Origin of the sequence: Streptomyces sp. PA03-6a (genome assembly GCF_033792765.1) — a bacterium.
Lineage (GTDB): Bacteria > Actinomycetota > Actinomycetes > Streptomycetales > Streptomycetaceae > Actinacidiphila.
This window is the reverse complement of the sequence record NZ_JARAVK010000210.1, coordinates 1-15,966: the sequence shown is the minus strand read 5'-3', so window position 1 is coordinate 15,966 and position 15,966 is coordinate 1. Positions and strand designations below refer to the sequence as shown.

Below are 15,966 nucleotides of genomic sequence, written 5' to 3'. Positions count from 1 at the left end.
ACGCTGGGCTGGGCGCTGGCGGGGGCGGTCGGGGCGCTCGCCGGGGTCCTCGTGGCGCCGGCGACCTTCGTCGGGCCCAACCAGTTCGACGCGGTCCTGGTGTTCGGCTTCGCCGCCGCCGTCGTCGGGGGGCTGGACAGCCCGCCGGGTGCGGTGGTCGGCGGGCTCGTGGTCGGGCTCACCCTCTCCTACGTCTCGGGGTACCTGGGGTCCGAGGTCGCGCTGCTGGGCGCGCTGGCGGTGTTGATGACGGTGCTGATGATCAGGCCCAACGGCCTGTTCTCGCGGACCTCCGTGCGACGGGTGTGAGGGGCTCATGACCGAGACGACCGACACGAAGGACCTGCGGTCCCCGCTGGGGGGCCCGGCCGCGACCGGCCTGAGCGTCCGGCTGAGGGGGCCGATGGACCGCACCGCGGTACGGCACCTGGTGCCCGCGCTGCTCGGGCTGCTGGTGGTCTGCGCCGTCAGCGCCCTGCTGTCGCCGTACCAGAACCTGGAGGTCGCCGGCGTCGCCACCTACGTGTGCGCGGTCGCCGGGCTGACCGTCCTGACCGGGACCAACGGCCAGATCTCGCTGGGCCACGGCGCGCTGATGGCGGTCGGCGCCTACGGGACCGGCCTGTTCCTCACCGAACTGGGCTGGTCGTTGGCCGTCTCGCTGCTGGCGGGCACGGCGGTGACGGCCGCCCTGGGCGCGCTGGTGGGCGCCGCGGCGGCGCGGCTGCAGGGCCCGTACCTCGCGGGCGCGACCCTCACCCTGGCCGTCGGGCTGCCGGCGCTCGCGAACTACCGGCACCTGACCGATCTGCTCGGCGGCGAGAACGGGCTCGTGGTGGCCTCGCCGCCGCCGCCCGAGGCGCTGGGCCCGTACTTCCCGCTGGAGCGCTGGCAGGCCTGGGTCTGCGTGCTGTGCGCGGTGGTCGTGCTGGTGTTCCTCGCCGACCTCGGGCGCAGCCGCGTCGGCCGGTCGTGGCGGGCGATCCGGGACGACGAGGTCTCCGCGGCGCTGGCCGGCATCCACGTGGCGCGCCTGCGGGTGCTCGCCTTCGTGGTCAGCGCGGCCTGCGCGGGGCTGGGCGGCGGGCTCCTCGCGGTGGTCAGTTCGCTGGCCGCGCCCGGGGCGTTCCCGCTGGCGCTCTCCCTGTCCCTGCTGACGGCGGCGGTGCTCGGCGGGCTCGGCAGCCTGGCGGGCGCCGTGTACGGCTCGGTGCTCCTGGTCCTGCTGCCCAACTGGACGGGCGACGTGGCGGACGCCCTGCACCTGTCCCGGGGCTTCTACGCGAACCTGCCGCTCGCCCTCTACGGCCTCGCCCTCGTCCTGTCGATGCTCCTGTTCCCGCAGGGGATCCACGGGGCCCTCATCCGTCTGGTCCGGCGGCTCCGCACGCGGGGCTCCGGTACCTGACCGCCGGTATCCCGTTCCCCCGGCCACCGGCACGTCACCTGAAATCCGTCCAACACCCACCGAATCCGATTCGGTTCCAGGAGGGGTCATGAGAAGAAGTCACCGACACGGCCTGCGCCTTCGCGGCGGCGCCGCGCTGGCCGTGCTGGCCTTGGTGCTCACCGCCTGTTCCGACGGCTCCGGCAGCGGTTCCGCCGCGCCGGGCGTCACCAAGGACAGCATCGTCATCGGCAGCCACCAGCCGCTCACCGGCCCGGCGGCGCCGGGGTACAGCAACGTCTCGGCGGGCGCGAAGGCGTACTTCGACCACGTCAACGCCAAGGGCGGGGTCAACGGCCGGAAGATCGAGTTCAAGTACAAGGACGACGCGTACAACCCGACCCAGACGGTGAAGGTCACCAAGGAACTCGTCCTGGAGGACAAGATCTTCGCGATGGTGGGCGGTCTCGGCACGCCGACCCACACCAAGGTGGTCGACTACCTCAACAGCCGCCGCGTGCCCGACCTGTTCGTCTCCTCCGGCTGCCGCTGCTGGGACGAGCCCGAAAAGCACCCGCAGACCTTCGGCTGGCAGCCGGACTACCTCGTCGAGGGCAAGATCCTCGGCCAGTACATCAAGGAGAACTTCGCCGGCAAGAAGGTCGCCTACTTCTACCAGGGCGACGACTTCGGCAAGGACAGCGTCGAGGGCCTGGACCAATACATCCCCAAGGAGTCGGTGGTCAGCCGGCAGAGCTACCAGCCCGGCGGCACCGACATCGCCCCGCAGGTCACGGCGATCGCCCAGTCCAAGGCGGACGTGGTGGTGCTGTTCACCATCCCGACGTACACCGCGCTGTTCAAGCTCACCTCGCTCAAGCTCCAGTACGACCCGCAGATGGTGGTGACCAACGTCGGCTCCGACCCGACCACCCTGGCGGGCCTGCTGCAGTCCTTCGCCAAGCAGGCGGGCGGCACGGCCGACCCGGCGGCGCTCATGGACGGCATCATCACCGACACCTACATGCCGCCGACGACCGACACGTCCAACAGCTGGATCAAGCTGTTCCGCGAGGTCCACGACAAGTACATCCCCAAGCTGCCCTTCGACGGCAACGTCGAGTTCGGGATGTCCATGGCCTACACCTTCGTCCAGGCACTGCAGGGCGCCGGGGAGAACCCGACGCGGGAGTCGCTGGTGAAGGCCGTGGAGAAGGGCGGCTTCACCGGGCCCGGACTGGTGCCGTTCCGGTTCAGCGCGGACTCGCACGCGGGCTACACCGGGGTCCAGATCGGCATCCTGAAGGGCAGCACCGAGGTCGCCCTGCAGGGCACGCCGCTGGTGACGGACGACGAGCAGGGCGCCATCACGCCCTACACCACGGCACAGCCGCAGGCCCCGGCCGACGGCATCCCGGCGTCCTGAGGGGCGAGGGGTAGTGTGCTGCCCCGCCAGGCAGTGGGTCCACGGCGCGACGCGACCGTGACGGACGGAAGGTCCCGGGATGGGCGACAGACGCGGTGACGAGCTGCTCATCGGCGATCCCGCGGACCTCCCCACCACCGGTGGGGCGTCCGGGCCGGCCCCGGCCCGGACGCCCGGCCGGGCGGCGACCACCCGGCAGGCGCTGCTCAAGGCGGCCCGCGAGGTCTTCGGGGAGTCGGGGTACGCGGCGGCCGGCATCGCCGAGGTGGTCCGCCGCGCGGACGCCAGCGTCGGCGGGCTCTACCACCACTTCGACGGCAAGGTGGACCTCTTCCTGGCCCTGTGGGAGGAGTTCCGCACCGCCCAGGTCCACACCACGGCCCGCGCGGTGGCCCGGCTCCGCGAGAGCGGGGAGGACCGGCCCCGCGCGCTCTTCCTCACCGGCACCCACGCGTACCTGGAGCACACCTGGGCGCGGCGGGAGATGGCCAGGCTCTTCTACACCGGGGACACCCCGCCGGGCTTCGACCTGCTGGGCCGGCAGAACCTCCGGACCTGGATCAGCCACAACGCGACCCTGCTCGGCATCACGCAGGAGCGGCCGGGCGACCGCGCCCTGCTGATCGCGCTCACGACGACGATCGCCGAGATCGGACGGGAACTCGTCGCCTGCGACGACCCGCGCGAGGCCGCCGACCTCACGGACACCGCCCTGGAACTCATCGGCAGGCTCTGCGACTTCGGGCTGTCGGCCACCGCCGCCGACGCCACCGGCTGAGCCCTTCCGGCCACCGGCCCCGGCGCCCCGCGCGCCGTGGATCCGCCCTGGTCACGGGCGGGCGGAACAGCTCAAGCGCAGGGCTGAACATTACCTTCGGTAAATCTGCACACCGCACACGCGGGCGACATACGCCCGCACGTACGCACGGGACATCCCCCGCCGGTGCGCGCGGTTTGATCCGGAGTGCCCGGTTCCGCAGCCCCGGCGGGAAGCCCGTCTGTGAAGGAATTGCCACCGGGGCGTGGGAAATACGGCACACCGGTGAAGCCGTGGATCCGAACCCAATTCGAACGCGGCAATCTCCAATTGGCCGTCCCACCTGCTCCCATGCTTGTATCCCGTGCCGTGGCGAAGAGGTTGCCCCCCTGATGATTCGCCACATGAAATGTGTTCACACGAAGGGAAACCCCCCATGGACTTCACCCCCCAGGTTGAGACCCGCGAGATCTCCGACGCGGACCTGGACAACGTCTCCGGCGGTCTCGTGGGCGGCCTCGTGGCCAACGCCACCGGCACCGTCGAGTCGATCGCCCCGGTCGCCGGCACCGTGTCCGGTGTCGTCGGCACCGTCGAGGGCCTCTCCGGTGTCAACACCGGCGCCGTGACCGGCCTGGCCACCGGCCTGATCGCGGGTCTCTGAGACTGATGGATCCGCGGGTCCCGGAGGCCTCCCTTCCGGGACCCGCGGACGCCATTGCGGCCTTGTGTCCCAATGGCGAGGGATGCGGCTGAGGGAAGAGTTCCGTGCAGTTTCGCCAAAAGGCCCTTGCCAAGCTCCAGTCACCGGAAGAACTCGATCTACCGGTGCGATTCGCGCGCCCGCAGGGCCGTCTCGTGCTCTCCGTCGTCATTCTCGTGATGGCCGCCGCGAGTTCCTGGGCGGTAAACGGTTCCGTGTCCTCGAAATTGAGCGCACCCGGAATCATCGGCTACGGACAGGGCAGTTACGTCCTGCAGAGTCCGGTCGCCGGACAGGTCACCCGGGTCCTCGCCGAGGAAGGGGAGCGCCTGCCCGCCGACGCCCCGCTGCTCAGCGTGCGCACACCGCGCGGCGACACCGTCGTCCGGACCGTGGCCGCGGGCCGGGTCAGCGCCCTGGTGGCCTCGATCGGCACCGTCGTCACCGTCGGCTCGGACGTGGCGACCGTCGAACGCGCAGCCCGCACCGGCGACCCGCTCGTCGCGACCCTGTACGTCCCGGCGACCGGCGCCTCCTCGGTGCCGGTGGGCGCCGCGGTGGACCTCGCCGTCGAGTCCGCGCCCCAGGCCCGGTACGGGGTGCTGCGCGGCCATGTGCGGGCCGTCGGCCGCACCTCGCGCACCGCCCGGCAGATCGCCGCCGACCTCGGCGACCCGCAACTCGCCGCGCAACTCACCCGAGCGGGACGCCCGGTGGCCGTCGTCGTGACGCTCGACGCCTCCTCCCGCACCCCGACCGGCTACCGCTGGTCCAAGGGCGACGGCCCCTCGTACGAGCTGGACTCCATGACCCTGGCCACCGGCGCCGTCCACCTGGCCGCACAGCGCCCGATCGATTGGCTGCTCCCTTGACCGCGCCCGCCCGGCCCCAGCAGCGGCCGCTGCCGCCCGCCGGCCGCCGCAGACACCGCCCCGAGCCCGCACGCACCCGCCGGCAGCGGCCGGGCCGCAGGCCCCGCAGCGTCCGCACCCCCACCGTGCTGCAGATGGAGGCCGTGGAGTGCGGCGCGGCCTCCCTGGCGATGGTGCTGGGCCACTACGGCCGGCACGTACCGCTGGAGGAACTGCGCATCGCCTGCGGCGTCTCCCGCGACGGCTCCCGCGCCAGCAACCTGCTGAAGGCGGCCCGCGGCTACGGCCTGCAGGCCAAGGGCATGCAGATGGAGACCGCGGCCCTGACCGAGGTGCGCGCCCCGGCCGTCCTCTTCTGGGAGTTCAACCACTACGTCGTCTACGACGGCATGGGCCGCCGCCTCGGCAGGCGCGGCGTCCACGTCAACGACCCCGACAAGGGGCGGCGGTTCGTGCCCCTGGAGGACTTCGACACCAGCTTCACCGGAGTCGTGCTGACCTTCGAGCCGGGCCCGGACTTCCACCGCGGCGGCCGCAGGCCCGGCGTCCTCGGCGCCCTCCCGGCCCGGCTGCGCGGCACCAGCGGCACCATGCTCGCCGCGCTGGTGGCCAGCCTCCTGCTGGTCGCGGTCGGGGCCGCGCTGCCCGCGCTCAGCCGCACGTACATCGACCTGTTCCTGATCGGCGACCAGACCTCGCTCCTGGGCACGCTGTTCGCGTCGATGGCCGCGCTGGTGGCGCTCACCGCCGCGCTCACCGCGGTCCAGCAGTCCAACCTGCTGCGCGGCCGCATCATCTCCTCCACCCTCGGCAGCGCCCGCTTCCTGCGCCACCTGCTGCGGCTGCCGGTCACCTTCTTCACCCAGCGCAACCCGGCCGACCTCGTACAGCGCCTGCAGTCCAACGACGCCGTCGCCGAGACCCTCGCCCGCGACCTGGCCGCCGCGGCCGTCGACGGCGTCGTCGTCGTGCTCTACGCGCTGCTGATGTGGACGTACGACCCGCAACTCACCGTCCTCGGGGTGGGGATCGCCCTGCTCAACGCCGTCGCCATGCGCGTGGTGACACGGCTGCGGGCCACCCGGACGCAGAAGCTGCGCGCCGACAGCGCCCGGCTCACCAACACCTCGTACACCGGCCTGCAGTTGATCGAGACGATGAAGGCCACCGGCGGCGAGAACGGCTACTTCCGCCGCTGGGCCGGACAGCACGCCGCCACCCTGGAGGAGCAGCAGCGGCTCGGCGTGCCCAGCGCCTGGCTGTCGGTCGTCGCCCCGACCCTCGCGACGCTCAACAGCGCGCTCATCTTGTGGATCGGCGGGCTGCGGGCGGTGGAGGGGCACATCTCGATCGGCCTGCTCGTCGCCTTCCAGTCCCTGGTCGTCCGGTTCACCGCGCCCATCACCCGCCTCAACGGCGTCGCGGGCCGCATCCAGGACTTCGCCGCCGACGTGGTCCGGCTCAAGGACGTCGAGAACTTCCCCGTCGACTCGCTGTACGCGCGCCCCGAGTCCGGGGCGAGCACCCGCCGGCTGAAGGGCCACGTCGCGCTGGAGGACGTCACCTTCGGCTACAGCCCCCTCGACAAGCCGCTGCTGTCCGGCTTCTCACTGTCCGTCGCGCCCGGCCGCCAGGTCGCGCTCGTCGGCGGCTCCGGCAGCGGCAAGTCCACCGTCTCCCGGCTGATCGCGGGGCTCTACAGCCCGTGGGAGGGCACGATCCGCATCGACGGGCAGCGCCTGGAGGACATCCCGCGCGGGTCCCTGGCCGCCTCCGTCTCCTTCGTCGACCAGGACGTCTTCCTCTTCGAGGGCACGGTGCGCGACAACGTCGCGCTGTGGGACCCCTCCATCCCCGACGGGGACGTCGAGGCCGCGCTGCGCGACGCCTGCCTGTACGAGGTCGTCGCCCGCCGCCCCGGCGGCGTCCACAGTCACGTCGAGCAGGACGGCCGCAACTTCTCCGGCGGGCAGCGGCAGCGGCTGGAGATCGCCCGGGCCCTGGTCCGGCGGCCCAGCGTGCTGGTGCTCGACGAGGTGACCAGCGCCCTCGACGCGGAGACCGAGCAGGTCATCATCGACAACCTGCGCCGCCGCGGCTGCGCCTGCGTGGTGATCGCGCACCGGCTCAGCACGGTCCGCGACAGCGACGAGATCGTCGTCCTCGACCACGGCACGGTCGTCGAGCGCGGACGCCACGAGGAGCTGATCGCGGCGGGCGGCGCGTACGCCGCCCTGGTCAAGGAGCACTGACGTGATCCCCGTACAGCCCGGCACCGCCACCGGCGATCCGGTCCTGACCGCCCTCGGCGGGCTCGGGGGCCCCGTCGACTGCACCGGCCTGCGCAGCCTGCCCCTGGAGGGCCCGCACGTGCTGTGGCTCGTGGTGGCCGGCGCCCTCGACCTGTTCGCGGTCGACGCCGCCCAGCAGGGCCACTGGCACTACCTGGGCCGCCTGGAACCCGGCGCCCTCCTCCTCGGCCCGGTCGAGGGGCCCCGGCACACCCTCGTCGGACGCCCGCTGCAGGGCTGCTTCCTGCGCCGCGTCCCGCTGCGCGAGCTGTACCGGCCACCCCACCCGCACCAGGCGGCGCACGGCGACGGCTGGGCGCAGCAGGGCCCGTACGGCGCCGGCCACGACACCCAGGAACTCGCCCTCAGCCTGCTCGAGCACGCCTTCGCGCTCGGTGTCGGGCGCAGCCAGCGGGTGCTCTACGAGGCCCCGCTGACCGGCCGCACCACGGACGGCGAGCACGTCGCCGACGACGACATCCTGTGGCTGCCGGTCCTGCCGGGCAGCGTGCAGTACGGCGCCGCGTACTCCGCGGACGCGGCGGGCGACCTGCTCCTCGACGGCGCGATGTGGCAGAGCATGGTCAATCAGCAGTACCGGCTGCTGTCGACGCTGGACGGCTGGATCGAAGGCCTGGAGCGCGCCCACGAGGACCGCACGGCCGCGGGCATCAGGGCCGGGGAGGCCGTCCGCGAGCAGGCCGACCGCGATCTGCTGGCCTCCATCGCCACCTCCCGCAAGGCCCCCGCGCGTACCGCCGAGGCCTCCGACGACACGACGTACGCCGTCTGCCGGCAGGTCGCCGAGGCCGCCGGGATCACCCTCACCCCGCCGTCGCGCAGCGGGGCGGTCAGCGACCGCATGGACCCGGTCGAGCGGGTCGCCGTCACCTCCGGCATCCGCACCCGCCCGGTACGGCTCGACGGCGCCTGGTGGCGGGAGAACACCGGCCCCCTTGTCGGCCGGCGCGCCGCGTCCGGCGCGCCGGTGGCCCTGCTGTGGCGGCGCGGCGGCTACGAGGCGGTCGGGCCCGGCGGCAGCAGCCGCGTGCGGGTCGCCGACCACAACGCGGAGGACTTCGAGGAGCGCGCGGTCATGCTCTACCGGCCGCTCCCCGAACGGGGCACCGGGCTGATGCGGCTGCTGCGCTTCAGCCTCCGGGGCTCGGCGGGCGATCTGCGCAACCTCGTCCTGAGCAGCCTCGTCACCGTGGGCCTCGGTGCTTTCGTGCCCATCGCGACCGGACAGGTGCTGGGCACCTACGTACCCGACGCGGAGACCGGGCTGATCGTCCAGGCCGCCCTGGCCGTCGTCGTCACCGGCCTGGTGTGCGCCGTCTTCATGCTGATGCAGAACCTCACCGTGCTGCGCATCGAGGGCCGCATCGAGGCCACCTTGCAGCCCGCCGTGTGGGACCGTCTGCTGCGCCTGCCGACCGGGTTCTTCGCCGGCCGCTCGACCGGCGAGCTCGCCAGTGCGGCGATGGGCATCAGCGCCATCCGCCGGGTGCTCGCCGGGGTGGGCCCGGTCGCCGTCCAGGCGACGACGGTCGGCGCGATGAACCTCGTCCTGCTGCTCCTGTACAGCGTCCCGCTCGCGCTCGCCGCCCTCGGCATGCTCGTCGTCATCGGGGCCCTGCTCCTCGGCCTCGGGCTGTGGGAACTGCGCTGGCAGCGACGGCTGGTGGTGCTCGGCAACAAGCTGAACAACGAGGCCTTCCAGACCCTGCGCGGCCTGCCCAAGCTCCGCGTCGCCGCCGCCGAGAGCTTCGCCTACGCCGCCTGGGCCCGCCGCTTCGCCCGCAGCCGCGAACTCCAGCAGCGGGCGGGCCGCATCAAGAACATCACCACCGTGCTCAACGCGGTCTACCTGCCGCTGTGCTCCCTCATCATGTTCATGCTGCTGGCCGGCCCGGCCCGGGGCTCGCTGTCCGCGTCCGGCTTCCTCACCTTCAGCACCGCCATGACGATGCTGCTGACCTCGGTCACCCAGCTCACCGGGGCGCTGCTGTCGGCCGCGGCGGTGCTGCCGATGTACGAGCAGGTCAAGCCGATCCTCGACGAGACCCCAGAGGTGCGCGGCGGCAGCACCCAGCCGGGCGTCCTGTCCGGCGCGATCGAGGCCCGCAATCTCTCCTTCCGCTACTCCGGCGACGGCCCGCTCGTCCTCGACGACGTCTCCCTGCGGGTCGGGCCCGGCGAGTTCGTGGCGATCGTCGGCCCCAGCGGCTGCGGCAAGTCCACCCTGCTGCGCCTGCTCATCGGCTTCGACAGGCCGGCCTCCGGCAGCGTCCTGTACGACGGCCAGGACCTGGCCGCGCTCGACCAGGGCGCGGTCCGCCGGCAGTGCGGCGTGGTGCTGCAGAACGCCCAGCCGTTCACCGGCTCGATCCTCGACTGCATCTGCGGCGCCGAGGTCCACACCCAGGAGGAGGCGATGGAGGCCGCCGCCATGGCCGGCCTCGCCGAGGACATCAAGCGCATGCCCATGGGCCTGCACACCATGATCGCGGGCGGGAGCACCATCTCCGGCGGCCAGCGCCAGCGCCTGATGATCGCCCAGGCCCTGATCCGGCGGCCCCGCATCCTCTTCCTCGACGAGGCCACCAGCGCCCTCGACAACGAGACCCAGCGCACCGTCATCGACAGCACCCGGCGGCTGCGCGCCAGCCGCGTCGTGATCGCCCACCGGCTCTCCACCGTCATGGACGCCGACCGCGTCGTCGTCATGGAGGACGGCCGCGTCGTCGAGGAGGGCCGCCCCGCTGACCTGCTGGCGAACCCCGGCGGCCGGCTGCACGAGCTGGTCCGGCGTCAGATGAGCTAGATCAGGCGCTCTGCTGGTGCACTCGGTCACCCGTGAACGTGCTCACGCTGTCGGCATCCCGACACCTGTCTGCAAAACGACAGGCAGTCGGGTGCGGACGTCGCCCAGGGCCTCGGCAACGTGCCGCCCCCCGGGAACCCCGCGATCAGCACCCAGGTGCGCGGAACGAACCGCCGCCGCCCGTATCCGAGTTCGCGCTGTTCAGGGCCCTGAGAGGCTCGACTCCCCGCACCTCGGCGATCGACCGGGCGCCCTTAGCGTCGCGGGGAACTCATCGCGACGCGGCGGCGAATGACCCCCCAACAGACAGCCGCGGCAACGCCGGGCGGGACGGATCGTCATTCGAATGTGATCTTCGCGTGATCGGTTGGAGGTTGGGTGTGACGGACATTCACACCGTTAACTTCATGGGAGGAGACTCGTGGTCACGAGCGCGAGCCTTCGACGACGACGACGCCGCATCGTCGCGGCGTCGGCAATCACCGTTTTCGCCACCATATTCAGCGGCTTGGGGAACATCGGGCCGGCCGCGGCACAGACCGGCGCTCCGCTGCCGGACCTGAGGCTGGGCCAGTACGACCACTCCCGAGCCGCCCTCACGGGCGGTGGCGCCCTGCACACCGCCGCGCAGCCCGGAACCATCAAGGGCCAGTACGTCGTGCGGCTGCGAGAGGCGCCGGTCACGTCGTACACGGGCGGAGTCAAGGGACTCGCGGCCACGAGGCCGGTGGCCGGGCAGGAACTCCAGCCTCATTCGGCCGCGGCCGAGAAGTACCGTAAGCACCTGGGCGAGGCGCAGAGCGACGTGCTCGGCGACTTCGGCGTACGGGCGCAGCGGACCTACACCACCGCCTTCAACGGCTTCGCCGCCAAGCTGACCGGCGCGCAGGCCGGCGAACTCTCCAAGGACCCGCGCGTCGCGGCGGTCACCCCGGCCCGTCTCGTGAAGGCCGACGCGGCGACGACCGGGACAACGCAGGCGGCGCAGCCCCCGGCACAGGCGCCGACGGGTAGGGCTCCGCAGACCGCGACGCAGACCAAGCCGGCTCACGGCTCCGATGTGGTCATCGGCGTGATCGACACCGGCATCTGGCCGGAGAGCGCCTCCTTCGCCGCCACCATGCCGCGGCCGGCGGGCTGGCACGGCACTTGCCAGACCGGTGAGGGCTTCCCCGCCGGCGCCTGCAACGGCAAGATCGTCGGCGCCCGGTACTTCGCCGACGGGTGGCTCAGCGCCTACGGCTCGCTCCCCGACGGGGAGACCCTCTCGGCGCGAGACATGAACGGACACGGCACCCACACCGCCTCCACCGCGGCGGGTCTTCCCGTCAAGCACGCGATGGTCCTCGGGCACGACTACGGCGCGATCTCCGGAGTGGCGCCCGACGCGCGGATCGCCGTGTACAAGGCCCTTTGGGGCGGCTCGGGCACGGACGCCGACATCATCGCGGCGATCGACGCGGCGGTGGCCGACGGTGTCCAGGTCATCAACTACTCGATCGGCAACTCGATGGGCGACTACCAGCCCAACAGCCCGATCGGGGACGCCTTCCTCAACGCGTACCTCGCCGGCGTCTTCGTCGCCGCGGCGGCCGGCAACGACGGCATGTCCGGAATGGTCAGCAACGCCGAACCATGGGTGACCACGGTGGGCGCGACGGTGGAGCGTTCCCACGAGGCGACCGTGCGGCTCGGCGACGGCACCCGCATCGTCGGCACGTCGATGGACCAGCTGCCGTCCCGTCGCGGCACCCCCATCGTCTTCGCCGACCAGGCCGGATCGCTCGACGACGGCGCGCAGTACTGCTGGTCGGGAAGTCTCGACCCCGCCAAGGTCAAGGGCAAGATCGTGGCCTGCGACTTCATCGACCCCGTCGACGCGGTGGCGACGGTCAAGGCCGCCGGCGGTGTCGGCGTGGTGCTGTTCCAGTCGACCGGCAACACCCGGCTCAACGTGATCTACGACTTCCCGACCGTCTACCTGTGGAGCGCCGAACAGGCGGGCAAGCTCTTCAACTACCTGTGGGCGCACCGTACCGACGGGACCGCGTCGCTGGTCGAGGGCGGCGACGGCAGCAGCCTCGTGGGACTGCCGAGCGTGGCCGGCCTCTCGTCGTACGGCCCCGACCAGGTCCACACCGGACTGCAGAAGCCCGACCTCGTCGCGGACGGCATCGACGTGGTGGCGGCGGTGTCGCCGATGGACGGCGGGCGTCTCTTCGATGCGTACTCGGGTACCTCCATGGCGGCCCCGCACGTGGCCGGCATGGCCGCGCTGCTGCGCGCCCGGCACCCGAAGTGGTCGCCCGGCGCGACCGCCTCGGCCCTGCGCACCACCGCCACCGACACCAAGGGCACGGCCGGCCCGCTGCAGCAGGGCTCCGGCATGCCCCGTACCCCGTCCGCCGACGACCCGGGCCTGGTGATCGAGCCTTCCGCAGCCGAACTGACCGCCTTCGCTTCCACGGCGACTCCGGACGGCAAGGAGATCAACCTGCCCTCGATCGCGCTGCGCGAGTACGACGGGACGAAGCCGGTGCGCCTCACGCGTCGGCTGACCAACGTCGGCACGCGAACCGAGACGTACACGGCGCACGTCGACGGGCTGGCCGGTATGAAGGTGACGGTCAGCCCCCGGACGATCTCGGTGAAGCCCGGTGCCACCGCCACGGTGACCATCACGCTGGAGCGCGGCACCGCGACCTGGGACCGCTACACCACCGGTTCACTGGTGTTCACGAGCGCCAAGCACCGGGTGCGGCTGACCGTCGCCGGCCGTCCGTGGGGCTTCACGCCGCGGCCGTACGACGACACGGGAATCGAGTTCGGCCGCACCGGCGGCCAGGGCCAAGGCTTCCTGGAGCCCGGCTTCACCGGCCCGCTGGCCGGCCGCACCACCGGGTACACCCCCGTGACCTGGACGGACAAGAAGCTCACGACCTCCGTCAGCGGCGGCGTCTTCTCCCCCGGCGGGGTGGGCACCCAAGGCACGAAGATCACCGTGCCGCGCGGCGCGGCCGGACTCGTCGTGCAGACGGCCTCGGACGACCCCAACACCAATCTCGACCTGTACCTCTACAAGGACGGCAAGCTGGTCGACCGAAGCTGGGCGTCATGGCACAGCAACGAGCGCAGCGTCCGGTTCTTCCCCGAACCCGGCGTCTACACCGCCTACGTGCACGCCCAGACGGCCACGTCACCCGACATTCCCTACCGGCTCGGGGTGACCGTCATCCCTGAGAAGGCCGACCGGCGCAACGCCACCTTGACCACACCGTCCGCGGTGCAGCGGGGCGGGAACGCGCAGGTGACACTGAACCCGGTGGGCCCGCAGCCCGACGTCGAGCAGTGGGCGTACACCGAGTTCCGCACCGGCCGAACCGTCGTACCCGGCCTGCTGATCAGTTCCCGCTGACCGCAGACCGAGGTGCCGACCGTTCCATGCCGAGCCGGGGGCCGGCCTTCCCGAAGGAAGGCCGGCCCCCGGCCGGGCGGTCCGCGCAAAGGGTTCCGGGGGCCGCCGTCAGGGGACGACGATGACCGGCCGCTGGGCACTGCGCGCCAGCCGGTCGGAGATCGGGCGGAAGAGCCGGATGCCGGCCCCGCGCCTGCGGCCGACGATGATGGCGTTCGCCCGGTACTTGCGGCCGGCCTTCTCCAGCTCCTGCGCGACGGCGCCCCTGCGGTGGATGAGCGTCCACGGCAGCCCCGACAGATGGTCCTCGCAGGCGAGCTGCCCCAGCAGCGTGTGCGTGCCGCCGGCGTGCGGCCCGCAGCCGCCGCCCGCGTTCTCGTAGCCGAGCAGCGACGCGACGGGGTTCTCCTTCGCGACGTGGACGATGAGGAGCGCCGCGCCGGTGCGCCGCGCCATTCCGGCCGCGTACGACAGCGCCCGCCTGCTGGGGGCGGAGCCGCTGTACCCGACGAGCACCCCGTACTTGTCGACGCTCGTACGACTGGCGCCCGTCGCGGGAGCCGGTTCCCCGGCGGTGGACGACCGCGCCAGGGGATCGTCGCCGACAGGTTCGGGAACGCCATGGCCTGCCATGAGAAACCTTTCGGGGGTGAACGGGAGACGGCCTCGGGAACCGGAGGCGGTCACACGAGGACGACCGGGCATCCACCGCTACCGACCGGCGCCGCCCGCGAAGTGTGACAACCCCGGCACCGCGGGACGGGGCGGCGCGCCCGGCGACGCCCCGTTCCCCGGGGTGTGTCACACGCGCGCAGGACGTCCGGTCTCAGTGGAGGAAGCAGAGCCTTGTCCCCGGGAAATGTGAGGAAGCGTGCCGTGAGCGAGGAAGCGGTTCCCGGACGGCGCGGCGCGGCGTGCGCCGCGGGGACGGGAGCGACGTGAGCGCGCCGCAGACCGCCGCCACGGCATGGCGGCGGCGGATGGTCGCCCGTGTCGCCGACGAGAAGCACCGCACCGCCACCGCGCTGGAGCTCTTCTTCGACCTCTGCTTCGTGGTGGCCGTCGCGCAGACGTCCGCCGCGTTCGAGGAGGAACTGGCCGCAGGACACGTCGGGCGCGGTGTCCTCGGCTACGCGCTGGTGTTCTTCGCGATCTGGTGGGCGTGGATGAACTTCACCTGGTTCGCCTCCGCCTACGACACCGACGACATCCCGTACCGCCTGCTCACCGTCGTGCAGATCAGCGGCGCCCTCGTCATGTCCGCGGGCACGGCGGCCGCCCTGCAGGACGGCGACTACACCGTCATCACCTGGGGCTACGTCGTCATGCGGCTCGCCATGGTCAGCCAGTGGCTGCGGGCCGCCGGCGCCGACCCCGAGCGGCGCCGGTGCTGTCTGCGGTACGCCGCGGGGATCCTGGTGGTGCAGACCGGCTGGCTGGCGCACCTCGTGGTGCCGGGCGACCTCCGCCTCCCGGCGCACGCCGTCCTCGCCCTGGCCGAACTCGCCGTCCCCGTGTGGGCCGAGCGGGTGGCCCACACCACCTGGCACCCGCGCCACATCGCCGAGCGCTTCGGCCTGTTCACCCTCATCGTGCTGGGCGAGTCCATCACGGCCGCCGCCGGGGCGGTGCGTACCGCCCTCGACACCGACGCCACGTTCGGCGACATCGCCACGCTCGTGCTGGGCGGCACCCTCACCGTCTGCGCCCTGTGGTGGCTGTACTTCGCCCAGAACGCCTCCCGCCGCCTCAACAGCTTCACCACGGCCACGTTGTGGGGCTACGGCCACTACGCGGTGTTCGCCTGCGCCGCGGCGGTGGGTGCCGGACTCGCCGTCAACGTCGCCCGGGCGACCGGGCACGGCCATCTGAGCGCCCACGGCGCGGCGGCCGCCTACACGGTGCCCGTCGCCGGGTTCGTCCTGTCCGTGTGGCTCCTGCACCGCCGGACCGCCGGGCACCCCACCGCGCCCGACGTGGTGCACGTGCTCGCCTCGGCAGCGATCCTCGCCGCCACGTTCGCCCCGGCCCCGGTCCTCGTGACGGGCGTCGCGGCCGCGCTCCTGGTCGCCGCGACCTGCGTCCCGGCCGGGCGCCGTAGCCTGCGGGCAGCAACGTCCTGAACGGGCGGCGCCGAGGGAACCCACCCTGCGGCAACCGCGTCCAACCGCCATGACCACCAGGCACTTCGCACGCACCGCCGCCCTCGCGGCCGCTGCCGCCGCCCTCGCCGCCGCCCTCGCGGGCTGCGCCGACCGGGACGGCCCCCGCGCGGCGCTCCCCACCGC

Annotated in this window: 11 protein-coding genes; 10 read left to right on the top strand and 1 reads right to left on the bottom strand. The window is 72.6% G+C overall.

Going from position 1 to position 15,966, the window contains the following annotated elements:
• The 9 genes from PV350_RS35220 to PV350_RS35180 form a co-directional block, all read left to right on the top strand.
• Window positions 1–309 (top strand): ABC transporter permease subunit (locus tag PV350_RS35220; RefSeq protein WP_500337587.1); only part of this gene is annotated, 309 nt, incomplete at its 5' end.
• Window positions 310–316: 7 nt separating this feature from the next.
• A complete protein-coding gene (locus PV350_RS35215; protein ID WP_500337586.1) occupies window positions 317–1,408 on the top strand; it encodes a branched-chain amino acid ABC transporter permease in 1,092 nt (363 codons plus the stop codon).
• Between the two features lie 88 nt (window positions 1,409–1,496).
• Complete coding sequence (locus PV350_RS35210; protein WP_500337585.1) at window positions 1,497–2,813, top strand: ABC transporter substrate-binding protein; 1,317 nt, start codon at window positions 1,497–1,499, stop codon at window positions 2,811–2,813.
• A gap of 79 nt (window positions 2,814–2,892) precedes the next feature.
• Window positions 2,893–3,591 carry a TetR/AcrR family transcriptional regulator gene (locus tag PV350_RS35205; protein ID WP_500337584.1) on the top strand — a complete coding sequence of 233 codons (699 nt, stop codon included), beginning with the start codon at window positions 2,893–2,895 and terminating at the stop codon, window positions 3,589–3,591.
• A 415-nt stretch (window positions 3,592–4,006) separates the two neighbouring features.
• Window positions 4,007–4,234: a type A2 lantipeptide gene (locus PV350_RS35200; protein WP_499515114.1), complete on the top strand. Its 228-nt coding sequence runs from the start codon at window positions 4,007–4,009 to the stop codon at window positions 4,232–4,234.
• Window positions 4,235–4,338: 104 nt separating this feature from the next.
• On the top strand, window positions 4,339–5,145 hold the full coding sequence (locus tag PV350_RS35195) for a hypothetical protein (RefSeq protein WP_499515113.1): 807 nt from the start codon (window positions 4,339–4,341) through the stop codon (window positions 5,143–5,145).
• Window positions 5,142–7,397: an NHLP family bacteriocin export ABC transporter peptidase/permease/ATPase subunit gene (locus tag PV350_RS35190; protein ID WP_500337583.1), complete on the top strand. Its 2,256-nt coding sequence runs from the start codon at window positions 5,142–5,144 to the stop codon at window positions 7,395–7,397. Before PV350_RS35195 ends, PV350_RS35190 begins: the two co-directional genes overlap by 4 nt.
• Before the next feature lies 1 nt (window position 7,398).
• Complete coding sequence (locus PV350_RS35185) at window positions 7,399–10,263, top strand: NHLP bacteriocin export ABC transporter permease/ATPase subunit (protein WP_499515111.1); 2,865 nt, start codon at window positions 7,399–7,401, stop codon at window positions 10,261–10,263.
• Between the two features lie 508 nt (window positions 10,264–10,771).
• Window positions 10,772–13,678, top strand: a complete 2,907-nt coding sequence (locus tag PV350_RS35180; protein WP_500337582.1) for a S8 family serine peptidase — start codon at window positions 10,772–10,774, stop codon at window positions 13,676–13,678.
• 108 nt (window positions 13,679–13,786) lie between these two features.
• On the opposite strand, the gene PV350_RS35175 is transcribed toward PV350_RS35180, so the two are convergent.
• Window positions 13,787–14,311: a universal stress protein gene (locus tag PV350_RS35175; RefSeq protein WP_499515109.1), complete on the bottom strand. Its 525-nt coding sequence runs from the start codon at window positions 14,309–14,311 to the stop codon at window positions 13,787–13,789.
• A gap of 305 nt (window positions 14,312–14,616) precedes the next feature.
• Between PV350_RS35175 and PV350_RS35170 the strand changes: the two genes are divergently transcribed.
• Window positions 14,617–15,801, top strand: coding sequence for a low temperature requirement protein A (locus PV350_RS35170; protein ID WP_500337581.1), 1,185 nt, complete (start codon window positions 14,617–14,619; stop codon window positions 15,799–15,801).
• The last annotated feature ends 165 nt before the right edge of the window (window positions 15,802–15,966 follow it).

What these genes read in the sequence shown, in the direction of transcription:
- PV350_RS35215 (WP_500337586.1), top strand. Translation starts at nt 317, where the DNA reads ATGACCGAGACGACCGACACGAAGGACCTGCGGTCCCCGCTGGGGGGC.
- PV350_RS35210 (WP_500337585.1), top strand. Translation starts at nt 1,497, where the DNA reads ATGAGAAGAAGTCACCGACACGGCCTGCGCCTTCGCGGCGGCGCCGCG.
- PV350_RS35205 (WP_500337584.1), top strand. Translation starts at nt 2,893, where the DNA reads ATGGGCGACAGACGCGGTGACGAGCTGCTCATCGGCGATCCCGCGGAC.
- PV350_RS35175 (WP_499515109.1), bottom strand. Translation starts at nt 14,311, where the DNA reads ATGGCAGGCCATGGCGTTCCCGAACCTGTCGGCGACGATCCCCTGGCG.
- PV350_RS35200 (WP_499515114.1), top strand. Translation starts at nt 4,007, where the DNA reads ATGGACTTCACCCCCCAGGTTGAGACCCGCGAGATCTCCGACGCGGAC.